Annotated in this window: 23 protein-coding genes; 9 read left to right on the top strand and 14 right to left on the bottom strand. The window is 66.8% G+C overall.

Annotated elements, in window-relative coordinates:
* Position 1: 1 nt before the first annotated feature.
* Entirely contained in the window at positions 2-1,723 is a 1,722-nt protein-coding gene (locus tag RCF34_RS21920) for an aconitase family protein (protein WP_308710083.1), read from the top strand.
* A 250-nt stretch (positions 1,724-1,973) separates the two neighbouring features.
* Positions 1,974-2,732, top strand: a complete 759-nt coding sequence (locus RCF34_RS21915) for an SDR family oxidoreductase (protein ID WP_093257140.1) — start codon at positions 1,974-1,976, stop codon at positions 2,730-2,732.
* 9 nt (positions 2,733-2,741) lie between these two features.
* Here RCF34_RS21915 and RCF34_RS21910 read toward each other — a convergent pair whose 3' ends face one another.
* The 3 genes from RCF34_RS21910 to RCF34_RS21900 form a co-directional block, all read right to left on the bottom strand.
* Positions 2,742-3,452 (bottom strand): anti-sigma factor domain-containing protein, encoded by a 711-nt coding sequence (locus RCF34_RS21910; RefSeq protein WP_308710082.1) that lies wholly within the window; start codon positions 3,450-3,452, stop codon positions 2,742-2,744.
* Positions 3,449-3,976, bottom strand: a complete 528-nt coding sequence (locus RCF34_RS21905; protein WP_308710081.1) for a sigma-70 family RNA polymerase sigma factor — start codon at positions 3,974-3,976, stop codon at positions 3,449-3,451. Before RCF34_RS21905 ends, RCF34_RS21910 begins: the two co-directional genes overlap by 4 nt.
* Positions 3,977-4,059: 83 nt before the next feature.
* Positions 4,060-4,587, bottom strand: a complete 528-nt coding sequence (locus RCF34_RS21900) for a DUF3455 domain-containing protein (RefSeq protein ID WP_308710080.1) — start codon at positions 4,585-4,587, stop codon at positions 4,060-4,062.
* Positions 4,588-4,844: 257 nt separating this feature from the next.
* On the opposite strand from RCF34_RS21900, the gene RCF34_RS21895 reads away from it, so the two are divergent.
* Positions 4,845-6,473, top strand: coding sequence for a glycosyltransferase family 39 protein (locus RCF34_RS21895; RefSeq protein WP_308710079.1), 1,629 nt, complete (start codon positions 4,845-4,847; stop codon positions 6,471-6,473).
* Positions 6,474-6,483: 10 nt separating this feature from the next.
* Positions 6,484-7,740, top strand: coding sequence for a metallophosphoesterase (locus RCF34_RS21890; RefSeq protein WP_308710078.1), 1,257 nt, complete (start codon positions 6,484-6,486; stop codon positions 7,738-7,740).
* A 4-nt stretch (positions 7,741-7,744) separates the two neighbouring features.
* On the opposite strand, the gene RCF34_RS21885 is transcribed toward RCF34_RS21890, so the two are convergent.
* From RCF34_RS21885 to RCF34_RS21865, 5 genes are all read right to left on the bottom strand, one after another.
* Entirely contained in the window at positions 7,745-8,317 is a 573-nt protein-coding gene (locus RCF34_RS21885) for a HupE/UreJ family protein (RefSeq protein WP_282282985.1), read from the bottom strand.
* A gap of 29 nt (positions 8,318-8,346) precedes the next feature.
* Positions 8,347-8,961, bottom strand: coding sequence for an urease accessory protein UreG (gene ureG / locus RCF34_RS21880; protein WP_007162627.1), 615 nt, complete (start codon positions 8,959-8,961; stop codon positions 8,347-8,349).
* A gap of 11 nt (positions 8,962-8,972) precedes the next feature.
* Positions 8,973-9,644 (bottom strand): urease accessory UreF family protein, encoded by a 672-nt coding sequence (locus RCF34_RS21875; protein WP_308710077.1) that lies wholly within the window; start codon positions 9,642-9,644, stop codon positions 8,973-8,975.
* A complete protein-coding gene (ureE, locus tag RCF34_RS21870; RefSeq protein WP_308710076.1) occupies positions 9,641-10,141 on the bottom strand; it encodes an urease accessory protein UreE in 501 nt (166 codons plus the stop codon). The genes RCF34_RS21875 and ureE overlap by 4 nt, the downstream gene beginning before the upstream one ends.
* Before the next feature lie 97 nt (positions 10,142-10,238).
* A complete protein-coding gene (locus RCF34_RS21865; RefSeq protein ID WP_308710075.1) occupies positions 10,239-10,931 on the bottom strand; it encodes a TetR family transcriptional regulator in 693 nt (230 codons plus the stop codon).
* Between the two features lie 115 nt (positions 10,932-11,046).
* Here RCF34_RS21865 and pcaQ point away from each other — a divergent pair, with 115 nt between their 5' ends.
* The 3 genes from pcaQ to pcaG all read left to right on the top strand — a co-directional run bounded on the left by pcaQ (position 11,047) and on the right by pcaG (position 13,418).
* Positions 11,047-11,970 (top strand): pca operon transcription factor PcaQ, encoded by a 924-nt coding sequence (gene pcaQ / locus RCF34_RS21860; protein WP_308710074.1) that lies wholly within the window; start codon positions 11,047-11,049, stop codon positions 11,968-11,970.
* Between the two features lie 100 nt (positions 11,971-12,070).
* Positions 12,071-12,796: a protocatechuate 3,4-dioxygenase subunit beta gene (gene pcaH, locus RCF34_RS21855; protein ID WP_308710073.1), complete on the top strand. Its 726-nt coding sequence runs from the start codon at positions 12,071-12,073 to the stop codon at positions 12,794-12,796.
* 10 nt (positions 12,797-12,806) lie between these two features.
* Positions 12,807-13,418, top strand: coding sequence for a protocatechuate 3,4-dioxygenase subunit alpha (pcaG, locus tag RCF34_RS21850; RefSeq protein WP_308710072.1), 612 nt, complete (start codon positions 12,807-12,809; stop codon positions 13,416-13,418).
* 60 nt (positions 13,419-13,478) lie between these two features.
* On the opposite strand, the gene coq7 is transcribed toward pcaG, so the two are convergent.
* The 4 genes from coq7 to hemJ all read right to left on the bottom strand — a co-directional run bounded on the left by coq7 (position 13,479) and on the right by hemJ (position 15,851).
* Positions 13,479-14,126, bottom strand: a complete 648-nt coding sequence (coq7, locus tag RCF34_RS21845) for a 2-polyprenyl-3-methyl-6-methoxy-1,4-benzoquinone monooxygenase (protein ID WP_308710071.1) — start codon at positions 14,124-14,126, stop codon at positions 13,479-13,481.
* Between the two features lie 40 nt (positions 14,127-14,166).
* Positions 14,167-14,508 (bottom strand): histidine triad nucleotide-binding protein, encoded by a 342-nt coding sequence (locus tag RCF34_RS21840; RefSeq protein WP_017642985.1) that lies wholly within the window; start codon positions 14,506-14,508, stop codon positions 14,167-14,169.
* Between the two features lie 75 nt (positions 14,509-14,583).
* Positions 14,584-15,378: an SDR family oxidoreductase gene (locus RCF34_RS21835; protein WP_308710070.1), complete on the bottom strand. Its 795-nt coding sequence runs from the start codon at positions 15,376-15,378 to the stop codon at positions 14,584-14,586.
* A gap of 47 nt (positions 15,379-15,425) precedes the next feature.
* Entirely contained in the window at positions 15,426-15,851 is a 426-nt protein-coding gene (gene hemJ / locus RCF34_RS21830; protein WP_308710069.1) for a protoporphyrinogen oxidase HemJ, read from the bottom strand.
* 174 nt (positions 15,852-16,025) lie between these two features.
* Here hemJ and erpA point away from each other — a divergent pair, with 174 nt between their 5' ends.
* Positions 16,026-16,376, top strand: coding sequence for an iron-sulfur cluster insertion protein ErpA (erpA, locus tag RCF34_RS21825; RefSeq protein WP_007162616.1), 351 nt, complete (start codon positions 16,026-16,028; stop codon positions 16,374-16,376).
* A gap of 30 nt (positions 16,377-16,406) precedes the next feature.
* On the opposite strand, the gene RCF34_RS21820 is transcribed toward erpA, so the two are convergent.
* Together RCF34_RS21820 and RCF34_RS21815 are read right to left on the bottom strand one after the other, a co-directional pair.
* Positions 16,407-17,492, bottom strand: coding sequence for an anhydro-N-acetylmuramic acid kinase (locus tag RCF34_RS21820; RefSeq protein ID WP_308710068.1), 1,086 nt, complete (start codon positions 17,490-17,492; stop codon positions 16,407-16,409).
* A 1-nt stretch (position 17,493) separates the two neighbouring features.
* Positions 17,494-18,930, bottom strand: coding sequence for a peptidoglycan DD-metalloendopeptidase family protein (locus RCF34_RS21815; RefSeq protein WP_308710067.1), 1,437 nt, complete (start codon positions 18,928-18,930; stop codon positions 17,494-17,496).
* 167 nt (positions 18,931-19,097) lie between these two features.
* Here RCF34_RS21815 and tyrS point away from each other — a divergent pair, with 167 nt between their 5' ends.
* A complete protein-coding gene (gene tyrS, locus RCF34_RS21810; RefSeq protein WP_308710066.1) occupies positions 19,098-20,297 on the top strand; it encodes a tyrosine--tRNA ligase in 1,200 nt (399 codons plus the stop codon).
* Positions 20,298-20,413 lie beyond the last annotated feature (116 nt).

Here is a 20,413-nt window from a genome sequence, read left to right as displayed (position 1 = left end):
GATGGCGGCGGTCCGCGGTCGCTGTCTGGTCGCGGGCCATGCCCGGGGACGCCTGGCCTGGGCGCCCCTGGGCCTGAGTTTCTGGGGTGGCGTCGATCCGGCCAGCGGCCGGGTGATCGATCGCCACCATCCCCTGCACGGCCTGGAACTGGCCGGACGCATCCTGGCCATTCCCAGTGGCCGCGGCTCCTGCACCGGCAGCGCCGTGCTGCTGGAGCTGTTGCTGGCGGGACGCGGGCCGGCGGCCTTGCTGCTGGCCGAGCCGGACGAGATTCTCAGCCTGGGCGCCATCGTCGCGGAGGAACTCTTCGGTCGCTCCCTGCCGGTCATCAGCCTGGGCGCCGAGGCCTTCGCGGCCCTCGCCGAGCAGGACGAGATCGCGGTAAACGATGGGTGGGTCGGTGCGCCCGGAGACCTCTTTCCCCGCACCTCTACCGAGACCCCTGCCGAATTGCAGCTCAGCGCGACCGACCAGGCCAAGCTGGCGGGCGCCGAGGGCCAGGCCGTCCAGGCGGCGATGAAGATCCTGGTGCGCATGGCGCACCTGCAGGGTGCCCGCGAGCTGCTCGACATCACCCAGGCCCATATCGACGGCTGCATCTACACCGGCCCGGCCAGCCTGGCCTTCGCCCAGCGACTGGTGGAGTGGGGCGGTCGAGTGCGGGTGTCCACCAGCCTCAATGCGGTGTCGGTGGATCAGCGCCGCTGGCGCGAGCAGGGTGTGGCGCCAGCGCTGGGTGAACCGGCCAGTGCCCTGGCCGAGGCCTATGTGGCCCTCGGCTGCCGTCCCACCTTCACTTGCGCGCCCTATCTGCTGGACAGCGCCCCGACCCTGGGCGAGCAGGTGGTCTGGGCCGAATCCAATGCCGTGGTCTTCGCCAACAGCGTGCTGGGCGCGCGTACCCAGAAATACGCTGATTTCCTCGATATCTGCACCGCCCTGACCGGTCGGGCGCCCCTGGCCGGCTGCCATCTGGACAGCGGTCGCCGCGCGGCCAAGGTCTTCCAGGTCACCGTACCCGAGGGCCATGACGACGCCTTCTACCCGCTGCTCGGCTACTGGATCGGGCTGCGCTCGCCCACCCGGATCCCCGCGGTGCTGGGTCTGGAACATGCCCAGCCCAGTCGCGACGATCTCAAGGCCTTTGGCGCCGCCTTCGCCACCACCTCGGCGGCGCCGCTGTTCCATCTGGTCGGGGTGACGCCCGAGGCGCCGACCCTGGCCGCGGTCGCTGCGCCCGAGCTGGAGGGCGAGGACATAGACCTGGCCGACCTGCGCCAGGCCTGGGCCGAACTGGACAGCGCCGCCGCGCGTGAGGTGCAACTGGTGGCCCTGGGCAATCCACATTTTTCCGCCGAGGAATGCCGGCGCCTGGCTGAGCTCTGCCGCGGGCGGCAGCGGCATCCCGAGGTGGCCCTGGTGATCACCTTGGGGCGAGACGTGCGCGCAGCGGCCGAACGGGCCGGTAGTCTGGCCGAGCTGGAAGCCTTCGGCGCCCAGCTGGTAGGGGACACCTGCTGGTGCATGCTCGGCGAGCCCCTGGTGCCGCCCGAGGCCCGTACCTTGCTGACCAATTCCGGCAAGTTCGCCCATTACGGCCCGGGCCTCACGGGTCGCGAGTTGCGCTTCGCCGGCCTCGCCGCCTGTGTGGAGGCGGCCTGCACCGGACTGGCGCCGGCCGAACCGCCCGCCTGGCTCGCCCAGGCGGACTTATCCTCCTGAACCCCCGTCCCAGTTCTGTACAGGAATTCCGTGGATCGTCCTGTGGATAAGCTTGGCACAGCCGGGCGTGGGGCCCAGGGCGCCTGGCCTGGCGAGAACTGTTCAAGAATTCGCCAGTGCGCGGCAAACCTCGCAATACCAGGGCGTTATAACTGATCCGCTGGATTCCCGGCGATCTGAGTATTCGCCTGACCAATGCCCCTGAGCTATCGTGGGCCTCGGCCAAACTCCCTCGCAGAAGGAATCTTTCATGTCTTCGATCTTCATCACCGGCGCCACCTCCGGCTTCGGCGCCGCCACCGCTCGCCGCTTCGCCAAGGACGGCTGGTCGATCGTCATCACCGGCCGCCGCGAGGATCGCCTGCACGCCCTGGCCGAAGAATTGTCCGGGCAGGCCAAGGTGCTGCCGCTGGTGCTGGACGTCCAGGATCGCGCTGCCGTGGAAGCCGCGGTCGCCGGCCTGCCGGAGGAATTCAACCAGTTGCGCGCCCTGGTCAACAATGCCGGTCTGGCGCTGGGCAACACGCCGGCGCAGAGCTGCGACCTGGACGACTGGGACACCATGGTCGATACCAACATCAAGGGCATGCTCTATTGCACCCGCCTGTTGTTGCCGCGACTGATCGCCCATGGCGCCGGTGCCGGCATCGTCAACCTGGGCTCGGTGGCGGGCGACTATCCCTATCCGGGCAGCCACGTCTATGGCGCCACCAAGGCCTTCCTCAAGCAATTCAGCCTGAGCCTGAGATCCGACCTGCTGGGCACGGGCGTGCGGGTGACCAACATCGAGCCGGGCCTGTCCGAAAGCGAGTTCTCGGTGGTGCGCTTCGGTGGCGACAAGGCCAAGGCCGATGCCGTCTATGCCGGCACCGAACCCCTGACGCCGGACGACATCGCCGAATCCATCCACTGGACGCTGAACCAGCCCAAGCACGTCAACATCAACCGCATCCAGCTCATGGCGACCTGCCAGGCGTTCAGCAACTTCAACATCCACCGCCAGAGTTAAGGGCGCTCGCTAGAGCACCTTCACCGCCCGGCCGATGAACTGGATCGGCCCGGTGGGTCGACCGGTGGGCGAGCCGCCCTGGTCTTCCAGGGTGAGTTCGAACAGCTGGTTGGCTTCCAGCGGCGGCAGCCGGTCCAGCGGCACCTGCAGGGTACGCCCGGGCTGGACCAGACCCAGCGACACCGGACCCTGCCAGGCATCGGCCTTGGTCCAGAATTGCAGGGTCTTGCCGCTCGGCACGGCATCGCGCCCCAGCGGAATCAGCTGCAGGTCATGGGCGCTGGCGGTCTGGATCACCCAGCCAGGCGTCCGATCGCTGGGCGCCGCCAGCACCACCAGGTAGCTTGGCGTGGGGACCGGACGCATCAGCAACAGCGACGCGAGCACCAGGCTGGCGGCCAGTCCTGCCGCACTCAGACCCTGCCAGAGCGCCAGCCGTTGCCACAGCGACTCGCGCCGGATGATGACCCGCGTGTCGGCCTCACCCAGACTGCGCTCGATGCGCGGCCACAGATTCGCGCCGGGCTCGACGGGTGGCACTCGCTCGGCCAGCGGCTGCAGCCGCGCCTCCCAGCGCGCCACCGCGGCGGCCAACAAGGCGTCCGTCGCCAGCGCACCTTCCACCCGACGGCGCTCCTCGGCGTCCAGGGTACCGAGCACGTATTCGCCGGCCCGGCGTTCGCGTTCTTCGTCCGGGGGCAGGGTGGTGTCGCCGTTCATGTCATGCACTCCCTGAGCGCCTTGAGGCCCCGCGTGATCCAACTCTTCACCGTGCCCAGCGGCGCCTGCAGGCGCTGGGCGATCTCGCCATGGGAGCAGCCGTCCAGGTAGGCGGCCAGGATCGCCTCCCGCCGTGGCGCTTCCAGGTTCTGCAGGCAGCCCTCCAGGCGGCGGCCGTCGGCCTCTCGCGCCGGATCGGCAGACTCGGCCAGGGGCTCCCAGCCGTCTGCCAGGGGCACCAGGCGCTGGCGATCGCGCAAGGCGTTGAGCGCGAGGTTGCGTGCCACGCTGCACATCCAGCCACGCGCCGAACCGCGCTCCGGGGCGAACCCGGCGGCGCCGCGCCAGATGCGCAGAAAGGCATCGTGGAGGATGTCCTCGGCCAGCCCGCGATCGCGCACCAGGCGCAGGACGATACCCAGCAACAGCGGCGCCTCGCTCTGGTAGAGGCGCTGCAGGGCGGCGCGCTCGCCCCGGGCACAGGCGGCGAGCAGGGCGGCTGGATCAGGGGAGCGGTCGGTCACGAGGGCGCGCCAGGCTGGGTACGCCAGGGTGGCGACCGGATCAGCCGAGCCTAGCCGATCCGGTACGGGCTGTCCCCCGTACCTCAGCCCTTCTTCCAGAACAGATAGTCGGCCTGGTAGTTCACGGTCCGCTGTTCGCCCTTGTTGGCCGAGGTGCAGGCCTTGGCCGGGGCGACGCCACCCTCGAGCGCGGTGCGCTGGATGTAGGTGGTGCCCTGGAAGGCGCCCTTGCCCTCGGCGGGCGCGGCCTCCACCAGCTGATAGGGCAGGTTGCCAGCGCCGGCGGGAGCGACGGCCAGTTGCTTGCCGACCACCTTGGAACCGTCGGCGGCTTCCCAGGTCGCCGGCGGACCGTAGTAGCGACCCACCTGCTTGCCCTTTCGATCATGCAAGTCGGCCTTGGGACCGACGAAGAACCACTCGGTCTGGCCGGGCATGTCCTTCTTGTCGCGGCATTCGTAGACGATGGTGCCCTTGCCCACGGTTTCCAGCATCAGGCTGTTGCCGGCGGGGACGCGGACGGCCTCGGGCAACTCGCCTTGGGCCAGCAACGGGGTGCTCAGCAGGGCGGTCAGGGCCAGGATGCTGCAACGGCTAGAGGTGTTGTTCATGCGCTTGCTCCGGATTGTGAGGGGTACAGTCGGCTGGACTGTAGGGGCTATACCCGGCAGCCGGCGCTTTGGATGCAGCTGTCATGAAAAATATTCAATTCAGCGGCATAGTCGCGACCGCCTCGCAGCCGAACCGCTCTGTCCTGCGGCTCCTGTCAGCCTGCCGTCAGCCTGGTTTCAGCGATCCCTAAGGTTGTTGGGCGATAGTGGCGCCGAGGCGCGAGCCCGTCCTTCCCAGCCTGCCGGAGTCCTGCCGCGTGTCGTCCATCCCGAGTCTGGCGCGCCTGCGCCTCGAAAGTCTGGCGCTGTGTCTGCTGGCGGTGCCCCTGTTCACCCTGGGGCTGTGGGAGCAGCCCTTCATCGGCTTCGACGGTCGCTTCGCGCTATTCGCCCAGGAGATGTTTCGCCACGGGGCCAGTGCCTTTCCGACCAGCTACGGGCAGCCTTACCCCGACTATCCCGCCACCTCCACCCTGCTGATAGACGTCTTCGCCCAGCTGTTCGGCGAGGTCAATCGCCTGGCCACGGTGATTCCCACCGCCCTGGCCTCGGCGGCCATCGTCGGTCTGCTCTATCGCCTGCTGGCCGAGCGGTCCCGCACCTGGGGCCTGCTGGCGGTGCTGGTGCTGCTGCTCACCAATGGCTTCCTCGCCAAGGCCCGCTCCATCTGCCTCGATCAATTCGTCACCCTGGCGGCGCTGGGCTGCTTCTATCTGCTGTGGAGCGCCGACCAGCGTGGCCTGTCCCGGCGGCGCGCCCTGGTGTTCCTGTGCATGGCCGCCGGCTTCGCCGTGCGCGGGCCGCTGGGGTTGATCGAGCCCTGTGGCGTGGTCTGCGTCTACTGGCTGGTGCAGGGCGACTGGCGGCGCAGCGTCGGCTACGGCCTGGTAGGGGCCGTGGTGCTGGCGCTGTGCTCCGCCCTGCTGTTCGGCCTGGCCTGGCGTACCGGCGGCCCGGTCTTCGTCGAAGACGTGCTGCGCATGCAGGTCTCCGGACGGCTGGACGACACCGACGGTGCCGGCTATCCCTGGTGGTACTTCCTGCAACTGGGTCTCTACCGCTACGCCCCGGCCTTTCCCCTGGCACTGCTGGCCCTGCCGACGCTGAGGTACCACTGGCGGCTGCGCCAGGCCCAGGCGGACAGTCGCCTGCTGCTCCAGCTGGCCGGCTTCGCCACGCTGATCCTGGTGGCCCTGTCCATCCCCACCTTCAAGAAACCCTATTACATCCTGCCGGCCATTCCGGCCTGCGCCGCCCTCGGCGCCTGGGTGCTGCTGCAGGGGCAAGGTGCCCTGGCCTGGGTACGGCGGCTGTTCCTGCCGTTGCTGGTGATCTTTCCGGTTGTGCTCGGGGTGCTGGTCAAGCTGCAGCAACCCCGGCTGCAGGCCGCGGGCTGGTGGCCCGAGCTGGACCTGCGCTTCCTGCTGGGCGCCTTCGCCATCCTGACGCTGTTCGCCCTGGTGGCCGCCTGGCGCGAGCGCGGTGCCTTCCGCCTGGGCATGCCCCTCGCTGCGGCGGCCCTGGCACAATGGCTGCTGGTGGTGCTGGCGCTGGATCCGATGCAGGCGCTGCGCTACGACACCCGCGCCTTCGTCACCCGCCTGGAAAGCCTGCGCCAGGGCGAGCCCGGGCAACTGGTGTTCTTTGGCCTGGGCCAGGACACCAAGGCCTTCCGCTACCTGATGAACCTCGACTACGACGTGCCGCTGCCGACCTTCCTCGATGTCGGCCAGGCGGCGCAGCTCGCCCAGGTCACCCGACCCGCCTATGTGCTGCTCGACGTCGACAACCAGGCGGCCCTGGCCGGTACCCCGCTGGCCAGTCGCCGACCGGTGCTGGAAGGCCGCTTCAACGACAATCGCTGGCAGGCCTACTACCTGCCCTGAGGCCGCTGTGATGACCGATTCGCCCGATTTCAAACGGCGCCGGCTGTGCCTGGCGCTGGCCGGTCTGCCGCTGCTGGCCGCCTGCAAGCCGACCCAGCGCTACGGCCTGCCGGAACGCCGTGCCCACTGGTTCGAGCGGCATGCCTTCGCACCGCTGGCGCCGCTGCCGTCGCGCACCAGCTTCGTGCTCGGCGTCCTCCCCGATACCCAGTACTACAGCGAGAACAACCACGAGATGCTGCCCAATGCCCGCCGGGTGGAGCGCTATGGCCACCTGGGCTATCCGCCGGCGCTGGCCTTTCATGCCCAGACCCATTGGCTGGCGCACAACGCCGCGGCGCTGAACCTGCCCTTCGTGGTGCACCTGGGCGATCTGGTGGAAAACGCCGAGCAGCGCGGCGAGTGGGCCCTGGCCAGTCACGCCATGGCACGACTGGAGCAGGCCGGGGTGCCCTACAGCGTCATGACCGGCGACCATGATGTCGTCGAACTCTACACCGAGGATCGCCTGCGTGACGGTCGCGAACTCTTCACCCAGTATTTCGGCCGCGAACGGGCGGCGCGCCAGGCCACCTTCATCGAGCGCGATGTCACCGGTCTCAACGAGGCCCATCGTTTCTCGGCGCTGGGACAGGGCTTCCTGCTGCTGACCCTGGACTGGTGCCCCTCGGACCAGAGTCTGGACTGGGCCCAGGGCGTGCTGGATCGCTATCCGCACCTGCCGACCATCCTGGCCTCGCACAACATCGTCGACCTGGTGAACGGCCAGGCGGTGCTCTCCACCCGGCGCAACGACACCGGGGTGCGGCTATGGAATCGGCTGATCCGCCGCAACGACCAGATATTCCTGACCCTCAATGGCCACAACCACGGCAGCGGTCATCTGCGGATGGTCAATGACCTGGGCCATCCGGTGGATCTCCTGCTGATCAACTACCAGACCGAATATGCCGGCGGCAACGGCCTGCTGCGCCTGCTGGAGCTGGACCTGGCGCGGGGCCGGCTGGAGGCCTTCACCTATTCGCCCTGGGTCGCCTATCGCCAGCAAAGCGGCGACCTGCCCGTGCGCCTGGGCAGCGATCCGCGCGACACCTATTCGGCCGAGGTGCTGGCACCCGTGGCCTCGCCGCAGTTCGACAACAGATTCGTGCTCGAGGTGGATTTCGCCAGTCGCTTCGCCGGCTTTGGCGGCTATACCGCGCAACTGCCGGCGGTGGCGGACGAGGGCGTGCTGGCGCGGTTGCGCCAGCAGCTGGGGATCGCCTGACGGATCAGGCGGCGAGCAGCCAACCCCCGGCCACGGCCGTGGCGACACCGGCGAGCCGCACCAGCGGCGTGGCCGCCTGGGGCAGGTAGCGCACCACGGCATAGCCCAGGCCGTGCAGGGTCGCGGTGGCGGCGACGAAGCCCAGGGCATAGGCCCAGGGATTGCCCATCTCCGGCAATTCCAGACCGTGGGCCACGCCGTGGAACAGGGCGAAGGCGGCGGTCAGGCCGACGGCGGCGGCCACTGGCGGACGGGCGGCCAGGGCCACCAGCAGACCCAGGGCCAGCACCGAGGCGGCGATGCCGGTCTCCAGCAAGGGCAGCTCCAGCCCGGCGAAGCCCAGCAGGCCGCCGATCAGCATGGTGCCGACAAAGGTGCAGGGCAGCGCCAGGCGCGCCTTGCCTTGCTGCTGGGCGGCCCAGAGGCCCACGGCGAGCATGGCCAGCAGGTGGTCGAGACCGGTCAGGGGGTGCAGCACCCCGGCGGCCAGGCCGTTCTCGGCATGACCCGGGTGGGCGAAGGCCAGGGCCGGGGCGAGCAGCAGGGCGGCGGTGGCGAGGATCTTGGCATGTTTCATGGGGGCTCCTTGAGGATGGTTTCCTGGACTCAGGCGGCGGTCAGCAGACCCTGCTTCTCGATGAAGGCGATGATCTCTTCCAGGCCCAGACCGGTCTTCTGGTTGCTGAAGACGAAGGGCTTGTCGCCGCGCATCTTGCGGGTATCGCGATCCATCACCTCCAGGGAGGCACCGACCTGCTCCGCCAGGTCGATCTTGTTGATCACCAGCAGATCCGACTTGCAGATGCCGGGGCCGCCCTTGCGCGGCAGCTTGTCGCCGGCCGAGACGTCGATGACATAGAGGGTCAGGTCGGACAGCTCCGGGCTGAAGGTGGCGGACAGGTTGTCGCCGCCGGATTCCACCAGGATCAGGTCCAGGCCAGGAAAGCGGCGGTTGAGCTGGTCCACCGCTTCCAGGTTGATGGAGGCGTCTTCGCGGATGGCGGTGTGCGGACAGCCGCCGGTTTCGACGCCCAGGATGCGCTCGGGCGCCAGGGCTTCGTTGCGCACCAGGAAATCGGCGTCTTCGCGGGTGTAGATGTCGTTGGTCACCACCGCCAGGTTGTAGCGCTCGCGCAGGGCGCGGCAGAGGGCCAGGGTGAGGGCGGTCTTGCCGGAGCCGACCGGTCCGCCGATACCGACGCGCAGGGGTTGGGTAGTCATCAGGAGATCTCCTAGGAACGGAACAGGCGGCTGTACTGCCGCTCGTGGGCCATGCTGCTGAGGGCCAGGCCGAAGGGGGCGCCGCCCCAGGTCGCTTCGGGCAGGGTCGCGGCCTGCTCGGCCACGGCGGTCAGGGTCGGCAGCAGAAGGGAGGTGAGACGCTGGGCGGCTTGCTGGCCCAGCGGCAGGGTTTTCATCAGTACTGCCAGCTGATTTTCCAGCCAGGTCCACAGCCAGGCGTCCAGGGCGGCCCGGGGGGCGATCGCCCAGGCGCGGGCGGCCAGCGCCCAACCCAGGGCGAAGGTCGGGGCCAGCTCGCCGAGCAGGCGGCGGCTGGCGCCATCCAGTTCCGGCAGGCCGAGCAGCAGTTGCGCCAGGGAATAGCCGGTCTGGCGACTTTCCAGCTGGAATTCCGCGGTCTCGCGACTGGCACGGTGACGCTCGGCCAGTTCGCCCAGGCGCGGCCAGTCTCCAGCCGCCGCAGCCTCGCAATGAGCCAGCAGCAGCGGTGCCTCGAAGCGCGCCAGATTGAGTTCGAGATTGTCGCGCAGCCAGGTCTCGGCCTCCACCGCGCTGCGGATCACGCCGCTGTCGATGGCCAGTTCCAGTCCCTGGGAATAGCTGTAGCCGCCAATCGGCAACTGGGGACTGGCCAGGCGCAGCAGGGCGAAAGGCGAATTCACATGCGCACGCCGAAGTGGTGCAGCTTGGGTGCGTAGTTGAAGCCTTCCTCGCCATGATGCGAGTGATGGTGACCACCGCCGTAGGCACCATGCTCGGGCTGGAAGCCGGCCTCGATCTCGCTGACCCGGGCGCCGAGCTGCTCCAGCATGGCCTTGAGCACATAGTCGTCCAGCAGCCGCAGCCAGCCATCGCCGATCTGCAGGGCGACGTGGCGATTGCCCAGGTGGTAGGCGGCGCGGGTCAGTTCGAAGGCGCTGGCACAGGTCACGTGCAGCAGTTTTTCCGGCCGGGCAACGACCCGCACGATACGGCCATCGCGGGATTCGAGACAGTCGCCATCGGCCAGCGGCGGTTGCCCGCGTTCGAGGAACAGGCCGACGTCTTCGCCAGCGCTGGTGGTGGCTCTCAGGCGACTCTTGCTGCGGGCGTCGTAGGTGAGGTGGAGTTCGGCGTCCCAGGTATCCCGGGGCGCGCAGCGGCTTTGGACGACCAGCATGGCAGGACTCTTGGCAGTTTTGCCCAGCTCTACAGCAAGGGGCCTGCCAAGGCGTGCAAGTCGCCTGGTTCTGGGGCACTGTAAGTTGACCTGGCGTTCAGGTTGCTCTTATTTGGTGCGCCATTGCATCGGCCAGCAGGGCCACGCCCTCCTTTGGGGCGTTGACGCGCTCGCCGCGTCGCCAGTGCTTGCTGCCGATCAGGATCAGCTTGAGTTGCTGCACCATCTTTGCCGCCGGCCACAGCGGCGGCGGTGTGGTCAGGGGTGGCGGATCGATCAGCTCCGGCAGGGTGGCGAACACCGTCTTGACCACCAGGTCGGCCAGGACATCGATCTGCGACGGAACTAGATGGGGCAGCCGACCCAGGGCGAGCAGGTCACGGGCCAGGTCCTGGGTGATGCGCTGACGCAACTCGGCGATGGCCTGGCGCACGGCCTGGGAGCCGCCGTATTGCTCGCGGGCGAGAAAGAGGAACTGATCGCGGTTGTCGCTCACGGCGCCGAGAAAGATCTCCACCGAGGCCTCGATCATGCCGCGCTGCTGCAATTCGTGATGACGCACCTGGCGCAGGGCGTCGCGAAAGGTGTCGCCCACCTCGGCCACCAGTGCCAGGCCGAAGGTCTCCATGTCGCTGAAATGGCGATAGAAGCCTGCCGGTACGATCCCGGCCTGGCGACTCACCTCACGCAGGCTGAGACTGCCGAAGCCGCGGCCGCTGTTCATCAGCAGGCGTGCCGATTCCAGCAGCGCCTGGCGCGTTTGCAGCTTCTGCTTGGCACGGATCGACATGGAGGACTCCGGAAGACAAGGCGGCACTGTAGCAAAGGATGCCCCTGCTGACTCCAAGGGTTTTCCGTGAACGCCGGGTGGTAGTCTCTGGCCCGAGCCTTGCCTTGAGAGCGTCATGAATCTCGACAACCGTATCAAGTTTCGCCACCTGCTGTGCTTTCTGGAGATCGCCCAGCAGCGCAGCTTCGCCAAGGCAGCCGATGCCATCGCCGTGTCCCAGCCGGCCATCTCCAAGACCATCCGCGAACTCGAGGAGATCCTCGAGGTGCGCCTGTTCGAGCGCGGCAAGGGCGAGGTGACCCTGACCGAGGCGGGCCTGCTGTTCCTGCGCCACGCCGGTCCCTGCGTCCAGGCCCTGCGCGAGGGCATGCAACTGGTACGCGGTGGCGAGGCCGGCGGCCTGGTGCGGGTCGGGGTCCTGTCGACGGTGGAAAGCCAGGTGCTGCCCGAGGTCCTGATGCGCCTGCATGACCGTCATCGCCAGCTCATCATCAACGTCGCCACCGGTCCCAGCGCCTACCTGCTCGGGCAATTGCGCGTCGGCGACCTGGATCTGGTGGTCGGCCGCATGACCGACAGTCCCGACATCCACGGCCTGGATTTCGAACACCTCTACACCGAGGCCCTGACCCTGGTGGTGCGTCCGGGGCATCCGCTGAGCCAGGCACTGCCGGCGGACCTGACGACCCTGGCGCGCTATCCCCTGGTGCTGCCCTTGCCCGGTACCACCATCCGTCGCCACGCCGAGAGTCTCTTCGTCCAGTGCGGCATTCCCCTCAGTCCGCAACGGCTGGAAACCCTGTCGCCGACCCTCAGCCGCCAGTACGTCCGCCAGAGCGAGGCCCTGTGGATCGCCCCGCTGGATGCGGTACGCCGCGACCTGGCCAGTGGCGAACTGGTGGAGGTAGAGCTGGGTGTCCGCGAAGCCGGTGGTTCGGTCGGCATCTGCCGCAATGGCAGCGTGCCCCTGTCGCTGGCCACCCAGAGATTCTGCGACGTCCTGCGGGAGGTAGCCAACGAGCTGACCCATAACCACTAGGTTATGGGGGAGGGCGCAGCTTTCAATTCAGCCAGGTGGCGCCCTGGGCCACACTGGGATCAGCCAGCCCTTGGCCCCGATCCTTCCGTGGAGCATTCCAATGCATAACAAGCCCCACGACGTTCGCTACGTCGCCCGTGATCGCACCTGGCATCCCCAGGCCTATACGCCTACCTACAAATCCTCGATTCCCCGCTCGCCGCGCCAGGCCCTGGTCAGCCTGCAGCACCAGACCGCGTCCGAGCGCAGCGGCCCGGACTTCTCGCAGCTGCCGCTGGGGCCGCACGACAACGACCTGCTGCTCAACTTTGGCACCGGCCAGTTGCCCCAGGGCGAGCGCATCATTCTGTTCGGCACCCTGCGCGACCAGTTCGGCAAGCCGGTGCCCAATTCCCTGGTGGAGATCTGGCAAGCCAACGCCGGGGGTCGCTACCGGCACAAGAACGACGTCTACCTGGCGCCGCTCGATCCCAACTTCGGCGGCGTCGGTCGCACCCGTACCGACAGCCAGGGCAACTATGTCTTCCGTACCGTCCGCCCGGGTCCCTATCCCTGGCGCAACGGCAGCAACGACTGGCGCCCGGCGCACATCCACGTCTCGGTCATGGGGCCGGCCATCGCCACCCGGCTGATCACCCAGCTCTACTTCGAGGGCGATCCGCTGATCCCGCTGTGCCCCATCGTCAAATCCATCGCCGATCCCGACGCGGTGCAGACCCTCATCGCCCGCCTGGACATGAGCATGGCCAATCCCATGGACTGCCTGGCCTATCGCTTCGACATCGTCACCCGCGGCGCGCGGCAGACGTTCTTCGAACATCACTGAGGACGCCGACATGACCCCCAACCGCCACGACCTGCTGCCGGAAACCCCCTCCCAGACCGCCGGCCCCTACGTGCACATCGGCCTGGCCCTGGCCGCCGCCGGCAACCCCACCCGCGCGGTCGAGATCTGGAACCAGCTGGCCAAGCCCGGTGCCCCCGGCGAGCACATCCTGCTCACCGGCCAGGTGTTCGACGGCAACGGCAACCTGGTACGCGATTCCTTCCTGGAGTTCTGGCAGGCCGATCACGCCGGCCAGTACGACCCGGTCTACGACGTGGAAAAGGCCTTCAACGGCTTCGGTCGTACCGCCACCACCTTCGATGCCGGCGACTGGACGCTGCACACCATCAAGCCCGGCCAGGTCGCCGACCAGCGCGGCCAGCCCATGGCGCCGCACATCAACGTCACCCTGTTCGCCCGCGGCATCAACATCCACCTGCAGACTCGCCTCTACTTCGACGATGAAGCCGAGGCCAACGCCCGCTGCCCGGTCTACAACCTGCCGGAGCCGGAACGCCGGGCCACCCTGCTGGCACGCCGCTGCGAAATCGATGGCCGCCTGGCCTATCGTTTCGACATCCATCTGCAGGGCCCGCAGGAAACCGTCTTCTTCGACATCTAGCCATCCGGATAGCGAAAAGCCCTGCCAAGGCAGGGCTTTTTCGTGGGCGCCAGCCGCAGGTCAGATGCGGTAGGTGGTCTTGGTCATCACCTTGGACACCAGGCTCATGCCGTATTTGACCGGCGTGGGGAAGCGCCAGCCACCGGCCGCCAGGGCGTGCTCGGCGTGCTGTTCTTCGTCTATGCGCATCTGTTCCAGCACCGCGCGGGACTTGGCGTCGGCCGCCGGCAGTTTGTCCAGGTGCTCGTCCAGATGACGGCAGACCTGATCCTCGGTGGCGGCGACGAAACCCAGACTCAGGCGATCGCTGATCAGGCCGGCACCCGCGCCGATACCGAAGGACAGGCCATAGAACAGCGGATTGAGCAGACTGGGACGCTCACCCAGGGCACGGATGCGCTGCTCGCACCAGGCCAGGTGATCGATCTCTTCGTCGGCCGCCTTTTCCATTTCTTCGCGCACTTCCGGCAATTTGGCGGTCAGCGCCTGACCCTGGTACAGCGCCTGGGCGCAGACCTCGCCGGTGTGGTTGATGCGCATGAGGCCGGCCGCGTGACCGCGTTCCTCGTCGCTCAGCTCGGCATCCTTCAGCGGAATGGCCGGCGAACTGCGGGTGGGGGCGCCACTGAAGGGCGTCAGGGTACGCAAGGCGGTATCGGCTTGGATCAGCAATCGATCGAGGGGGGAGTAGAGGCGCTTGGAGCGCATGGTGATCTCCTTGGCGGGCGAAGGGAGGACAGGGCGTGGCTCAGCCCGGAGGCCAGGTCATCTGCCGCTTGCCCAGCACATGCATATGGATGTGATAGACCGTCTGGCCACCCAGGGCGTTGCAATTCATCGCCACGCGGAAGCCTTCCTCGCAACCCTGCTCCTGCGCCAGGCGCTGGGCGGTGAAGAGAATATGGCCGGCGAGCTGCTTGTCATCGGCCTCGCTGAGGTCATGCAGGGTCGCGATGTGCTTCTTGGGGATGACCAGAAAGTGCACGGGCGCCTGCGGGGCGATGTCATGGAAGGCCATGACCTGATCGTCCTCGTAGAGCACCTTGGCCGGAATGTCCCCGGCGACGATCTTGCAGAACAGACAATCCACGTCGATCTCCTGCTGGCTGAATAGACCCCGAGTGTACCAGCGGCTACCGCCCGCAGGCAGGTACCGCTGGCGGGATCACCCTGACGCGGGTTGAAAGAGTTTGCCGATCCGCACCGCGGCCGAACGTACCAGGGCGCGCGGGAAGAAGCGGGGCAGCAGACTGCCCAGGCGATTACGCCAGCCCGGGACGATCACCGCCTGGCGTCTTTCCAGTCCGCGCACCGCGGCCAGGGCGACCTCTTCGGCGGACATCAGCAGCTTGCTCTGCTCCATGCGCCCGGTGTGCAGCCCGGCATTCTTGAAGAAGGCGGTACGGGTCGGCCCGGGGCAGAGCACCGAAACCGACACCCCCCGCTTCTTGAGTTCCTCGCGCAGCCCTTCGGAGAAGTGCAGCACATAGGCCTTGGTCGCCGCATAGCTGCTCATGTAGGGAATGGGCTGGAAGGCCGCGGTCGAGGCGACGTTGAGAATCTGACCGCCACCCTGGATCGCCATGTGCTGGCCCAGGGCATGGCACAGGCGGGTGAGCGCCAGGATGTTCAGCTCCAGTTGCTCCTGCACCCGCGGCCAGTCGGCGGCGAGAAAATCCCCGCCGCTGCCGATCCCGGCGCAATTCACCAGCAGGCCGATGGCTCTCTCGCTCTGCTCCAGCTCGTGCAGCAGACCGGTCAGGTGCAGCGGCTCCGCCAGGTCGCAGACCCGGTACAGCACCTCCACGTCGAAGCGCTGGGCCAGTTCGGCGGCGATGCTCTCCAGCTTGTCCTTGCGCCGCGCCAGCAGGATCAGCGGCTGACCCCGCCGCGCCAGGGCCTCGGCCAGGGCCAGACCGATCCCGCACGAGGCACCGGTTACCAGGGCATAACGCTGCATACTGCTTTCTCCAGGAAACGCCGGTCGCCGGCGGATTCGCCGCGCACCTAGTAGGGTTTGACCACCACCAGGATGACGATGGCGATGAGCACCAGTACCGGCACCTCGTTGAACCAACGATAGAACACATGACCGCGCTTGTTCTCGCCGCGCTCGAATCTCTTGCGCATGGCGCCGCAGACATGGTGATAGCCGATCAGCACCACCACCAGCGCCAGCTTGGTGTGCATCCAGCCCTGGGTCAGCCAGCTCGGATTGATCACCAGCAGGCCGATGCCGAACAGTAGCGTCAGGATCATCGCCGGCAGCATGATGCCGCGGTACAGCTTGCGCTCCATCAGGCAGAAGCGCTCATGGCTCACGGCGTCGCTGCTCTGGGCGTGATAGACGAACAAGCGCGGCAGATAGAACAGGCCGGCGAACCAGCAGACCAGGGCAATCAGGTGGAAGGCTTTCAACCAAAGATAGAGCATCGGGGCGTTCTCCTTATCAGGCGGCGCGATATTAGAGTGGCGCTGCCGGCAAGTCATTCACTCCGGTCATCTCGGCCAGGCTCCCGTGGTCGCGCAATAGTTGACCCTTTTGCTCGGGCAAGCGGATAATTTCCTGACTGAATTGTGTTCGGCGCAAGCCGGGAGACTACGGCAATGACCATTGAAACCTTCACCCCGACCCCCCTGCAGTTCACCCTGGGCGCGGCCAGCAAGGTGAAGAACCTGATCGAGGAAGAGGGCAATCCCCGCCTGAAGCTGCGCGTCTTCGTCACGGGTGGCGGCTGCTCGGGCTTCCAGTACGGCTTCACCTTCGATGAAGACTCCGCCGACGACGACACCGTCATCGAGCGCGATGGCGTGCACCTGGTGGTGGACCCCATGAGCTTCCAGTACCTGGCCGGCGCCGAGGTGGACTACCAGGAAGGCCTGGAAGGCTCGCGCTTCGTCATCAAGAACCCTAACGCCGCCACCACCTGTGGCTGCGGTCAGTCCTTCTCCATCTGACCTGGCAGCCCCTTCGGCCCAGCGAGCTGGCTAGTGCGGGTAGAGCGCACCCAGCACGCGAAGGCCACGGGCGCCGGTGACTTCCGGGCAGTTGCCGGGCAGGCGTTCGCAGAAGCGCTGGGCCAGCCAGGCAAAGGCCATGGCTTCCATCCAGTCCGGCGAGACGTCATAGGCCGCGGTGCTCTGCACCACGGCTGGCGCTAGTTGCCGCGCCAGACGCGCCATCAGATCCCGGTTGTGCGCCCCGCCGCCACAGACCAGCACCTCGTCCACCGCCTGGGCCGCCAGGATGCTATCGGCAATGCTGCGGGCGCTCAGTTCGGCCAGGGTGGCCTGGACATCCGCCGGGTCCAACGCCTCATGCTGGGCGAGATGCTCCTGCAGCCAGGACAGATTGAAGTGCTCGCGCCCGGTGCTCTTCGGTCCGCTCTTCATGAAGAAGGGATCGCCCAGCAGCCGTTGCAGCAGCGCCGGCACGACCTGTCCCTGCGCCGCCCAGGCGCCATCGGCATCGAAGAGCCGCCCCTGGCTGTGGTGGATCCAGGCATCCAGCAGCACATTGCCCGGCCCGCAATCGAAGCCCCGTACCGGCAGACCCGGTGCCAGCAGGGTCACATTGCTGAAGCCACCGATGTTGAGCACCGCGCGCGGGCGGTCCAGGCCGAAGAGATCGGCATGGAAGGCCGGGACCAGGGGTGCGCCCTGGCCACCGGCGGCCAGGTCGCGGCGGCGGAAGTCGGCGACTACGTCGATACCGCTCAACTCGGCCAGCAGGGCGGCATCGCCGATCTGCAGGGTGTAGCCCTGTGCCGGCAGATGGCGGATGGTCTGGCCGTGGCTACCCACGGCGCGGATACCCGCGGGCGTCAGTCCCTGCTGAGCCAACAGTTCGGCGATACCCTGGGCGGCCAGCCTGACCCAGGCCTGTTCGGCCCGGGCGATGCGCTCGATCTCGTTGTCGCCGGGCGCGCACAGCGCCAGCAGCTCGTGGCGTAGCGCGTCCGGCATGGGCACGCCCAGGGCGGCGACGAAACGGGTCCGCTCGTCCTGTTCGATCAGGGCGATATCCAGTCCATCCAGACTGGTGCCGGACATCACCCCTAGGTAGCGCTCCATCTCAGCGCTTGTTCATCGCGAGCAGAGAGGCACGCTCCTGGTCCATGCGGGCCATGAGCGGCTGGCTCTGCGCCAGGAAACGCGAGATCTCGTTCTTGGCGATGGGATCGGCCATGGGCAGCTTCACCCCCAGCGGATCGACGTGGTTGCCATTGATACGGAATTCATAGTGCAGGTGCGGACCGGTCGCCAGGCCCGTCATGCCCACGTAACCGATCACCTGACCCTGTTTCACCGAGGCGCCGGCCTGCATGCCCTTGGCGATCCGGCTCATGTGGCCATAGACGGTGGTGTAGGTCTTGCCGTGCTGGATCATCACCACGTTGCCGTAGCCATTCTCGCGACCGGACTTGGCGATCTTGCCGTCGCCGGTGGCATGGATCGGCGTACCGGTAGGCGCGGCATAGTCGACGCCCTTGTGCGCGCGCATCTTGTTCAGCACCGGGTGGAAACGGCCCATGGTGAAACGCGAGCTGATCCGCGAGAACTCCACCGGGGTACGGATGAAGGCCTTGCGCATGCTGCCGCCTTCCGCCGTGTAGTAGTTGGTAGTGCCGTTCTTGGCGGTATAGCGCACGGCCGTGTAGGCCTTGCCCTTGTTGACGAAACGAGCGGCCAGGATGTTGCCGTAGCCGACGTGCTTGCCGTTGACCACCTTGTCCTCGTAGACCACCTCGAATTCGTCGCCTTCCTGGATGTCCAGCGCGAAGTCGATGTCGTAGCCGAAGATGGTGGCCAGCGCCATGGTCATGTCATGGGACAGTCCGGCCTTCTGCGCCGAGGCGAACAGCGAGCTGCTGATCCGACCCTGGGCATAGGCCTTGCGGATGTCCGGGGTGACGGTCTTGTGCTCGACCTCGTAGCCCTGGTCGGCCTTGACCAGCGACAGGGTCTGCAGTGCGGTGAGCTTGGTGCGCACTGCCAGCAGGTCACCCGAAGGGTCACGCTGGAATTCGATCTTCTGGCCCACCCGCAGGCGAGTCAGCTTCTTGGCTTCCTTGCTGCTGGCCAGCACCTCGTGCACCACGGCCGCGGCAAGGCCGGCCCGCTCGAACAGGGTCGAGAGGGTGTCGCCCTTGCGCACGGTTTCGGTCTTCCACTGCGGCTCGACACGCTCCGTGGCGGCAACTTCTTCTTCGGCAGGCGCTTCCTCGGCGGTCTGCGCTTCCGTCTGCTCCGGGGCTACCTGGGCAAAGGGGGAGGGGGACTGGGTGTCCGCGGCTTGAGTATCTGCGAGCACTTGCTCCTTCAGGTCATCCTGACCCTGCACGACGCTTCGGGCGTCCTGTTCAACATCCAGATTGATGGAAGTGCGTTTCGCCTCGACCTGCTGAGAGGGAAACACGAGCAAGGCCAGACTCAAGAGTGCGGCCACCCCGCTGGCGGCCACGAGGTGGCTTTTGGGGTAGAACGGACTTTTGGGGATTGGCTTCGTCATTTAGCTAAAGTGATGATCTGACGTTAAAAGAAGTGAATAACTGCCTAAAATATAATCAAAATCTGGCTGTCACAACCCTTTGGGATGGTGATCCGACGTGCCGGCTGGCGGCTACCAGGGGCATCTTGATAAGGTTCACGCTTTCGAAATTCAGAGGCGAAGCCCCAATGAAAACGGTCCAGGAGCAGCTGGCGGTCATCAAGCGTGGAGCAGATGAGCTGCTTGTCGAGTCAGAGCTTGTAACAAAACTGGAGCGCGGCACCCCACTGCGCATCAAGGCAGGCTTCGATCCGACCGCTCCGGATCTGCACCTCGGCCACACCGTGCTGATCAACAAGCTGCGCCAGTTCCAGGAGCTGGGCCATCAGGTCATCTTCCTGATCGGCGACTTCACCGGCATGATCGGCGACCCCAGTGGCAAGAGCGCCACTCGCCCGCCGCTGACCCGCGAGCAGGTGCTGGAGAATGCCGAGACCTACAAGGCCCAGGTGTTCAAGATCCTCGATCCGGCACGTACCGAAGTGGCCTTCAACGCCACCTGGATGGATCAGCTGTCGCCGGCCGACTTCATTCGCCTCTCTTCCCAGTACACCGTGGCGCGCATGCTCGAGCGCGACGACTTCAGCAAGAGATACGCCGGCAACCAGCCCATCGCCATCCACGAGTTCCTCTATCCCCTGGTTCAGGGCTACGACTCCGTTGCCCTGCGCGCCGATGTCGAGCTGGGCGGTACCGACCAGAAATTCAACCTGCTCATGGGCCGCGAACTGCAGCGCGCCTACGGCCAGGAAGCCCAGTGCATTCTCACCATGCCGCTGCTCGAAGGTCTGGACGGCGTGAAGAAGATGTCCAAGTCCCTGGGCAACTACGTCGGCATCCAGGAAGCACCGGGTGTCATGTACAACAAGCTGGTGTCCATTCCCGACACCCTCATGTGGCGCTACTTCGAGTTGCTCAGCTTCCGCAGCCTGGAAGAGATCGCCCAGTTCCGCAGCGACGTGGAGCAGGGCGCCAATCCCCGCGACATCAAGATCAAGCTGGCTGAAGAGATCGTGGCGCGCTTCCATGGGGAAGAAGCCGCCCAGAGCGCCCACCGCTCCGCGGGCAACCGCATGAAGGATGGCGAACTGCCGGAAGACCTGCCGGAAGTCGAGCTGGAGGCCGAGGCAGCACTGCCTGTCGCTGCCGTTCTCAACAAGGCCGGGTTGGTAAAGAACGCCGCGGCAGCCCGCGATCTGCTGGCGGCGGGTAGCGTCAAGGTGGATGGCGAGGTGGTCGATCGTGGCTTCCTGTTCGAGATCGGCCGTACCTATATATGTCAGGCCGGCAAGAAGGCCTTTGCCCGCATCAGCGTCCGCCAGCAATAAATTTGAAATAACTGTTGACCTGTTCCGAAACTCCCCTATAATGCGCCCCACTTCCGGCGCAGACGCTGAAGCGGCTTGAAAATCAAGCACTTAGGTCTGAGCCGGGCGAGGGGTCC

It is taken from the genome of Pseudomonas sp. 102515, from assembly GCF_031085165.1.
In the GTDB taxonomy this organism is placed as follows: domain Bacteria; phylum Pseudomonadota; class Gammaproteobacteria; order Pseudomonadales; family Pseudomonadaceae; genus Chryseomonas.
Note: the sequence above shows the minus strand (reverse complement) of the source record. Positions and strands in the feature narration are given on the sequence as shown.

Coding starts and splice junctions, on each gene's coding strand:
- coq7 (WP_308710071.1), bottom strand. CDS start 14,126: ATGCGCTCCAAGCGCCTCTACTCCCCCCTCGATCGATTGCTGATCCAA.
- RCF34_RS21885 (WP_282282985.1), bottom strand. CDS start 8,317: ATGAAACATGCCAAGATCCTCGCCACCGCCGCCCTGCTGCTCGCCCCG.
- erpA (WP_007162616.1), top strand. CDS start 16,026: ATGACCATTGAAACCTTCACCCCGACCCCCCTGCAGTTCACCCTGGGC.
- RCF34_RS21865 (WP_308710075.1), bottom strand. CDS start 10,931: ATGTCGATCCGTGCCAAGCAGAAGCTGCAAACGCGCCAGGCGCTGCTG.
- RCF34_RS21835 (WP_308710070.1), bottom strand. CDS start 15,378: ATGCAGCGTTATGCCCTGGTAACCGGTGCCTCGTGCGGGATCGGTCTG.
- ureG (WP_007162627.1), bottom strand. CDS start 8,961: ATGACTACCCAACCCCTGCGCGTCGGTATCGGCGGACCGGTCGGCTCC.
- RCF34_RS21890 (WP_308710078.1), top strand. CDS start 6,484: ATGACCGATTCGCCCGATTTCAAACGGCGCCGGCTGTGCCTGGCGCTG.
- ureE (WP_308710076.1), bottom strand. CDS start 10,141: ATGCTGGTCGTCCAAAGCCGCTGCGCGCCCCGGGATACCTGGGACGCC.
- hemJ (WP_308710069.1), bottom strand. CDS start 15,851: ATGCTCTATCTTTGGTTGAAAGCCTTCCACCTGATTGCCCTGGTCTGC.
- RCF34_RS21820 (WP_308710068.1), bottom strand. CDS start 17,492: ATGGAGCGCTACCTAGGGGTGATGTCCGGCACCAGTCTGGATGGACTG.
- pcaQ (WP_308710074.1), top strand. CDS start 11,047: ATGAATCTCGACAACCGTATCAAGTTTCGCCACCTGCTGTGCTTTCTG.
- tyrS (WP_308710066.1), top strand. CDS start 19,098: ATGAAAACGGTCCAGGAGCAGCTGGCGGTCATCAAGCGTGGAGCAGAT.
- pcaH (WP_308710073.1), top strand. CDS start 12,071: ATGCATAACAAGCCCCACGACGTTCGCTACGTCGCCCGTGATCGCACC.
- RCF34_RS21920 (WP_308710083.1), top strand. CDS start 2: ATGGCGGCGGTCCGCGGTCGCTGTCTGGTCGCGGGCCATGCCCGGGGA.
- RCF34_RS21910 (WP_308710082.1), bottom strand. CDS start 3,452: ATGAACGGCGACACCACCCTGCCCCCGGACGAAGAACGCGAACGCCGG.
- pcaG (WP_308710072.1), top strand. CDS start 12,807: ATGACCCCCAACCGCCACGACCTGCTGCCGGAAACCCCCTCCCAGACC.
- RCF34_RS21915 (WP_093257140.1), top strand. CDS start 1,974: ATGTCTTCGATCTTCATCACCGGCGCCACCTCCGGCTTCGGCGCCGCC.
- RCF34_RS21900 (WP_308710080.1), bottom strand. CDS start 4,587: ATGAACAACACCTCTAGCCGTTGCAGCATCCTGGCCCTGACCGCCCTG.
- RCF34_RS21815 (WP_308710067.1), bottom strand. CDS start 18,930: ATGACGAAGCCAATCCCCAAAAGTCCGTTCTACCCCAAAAGCCACCTC.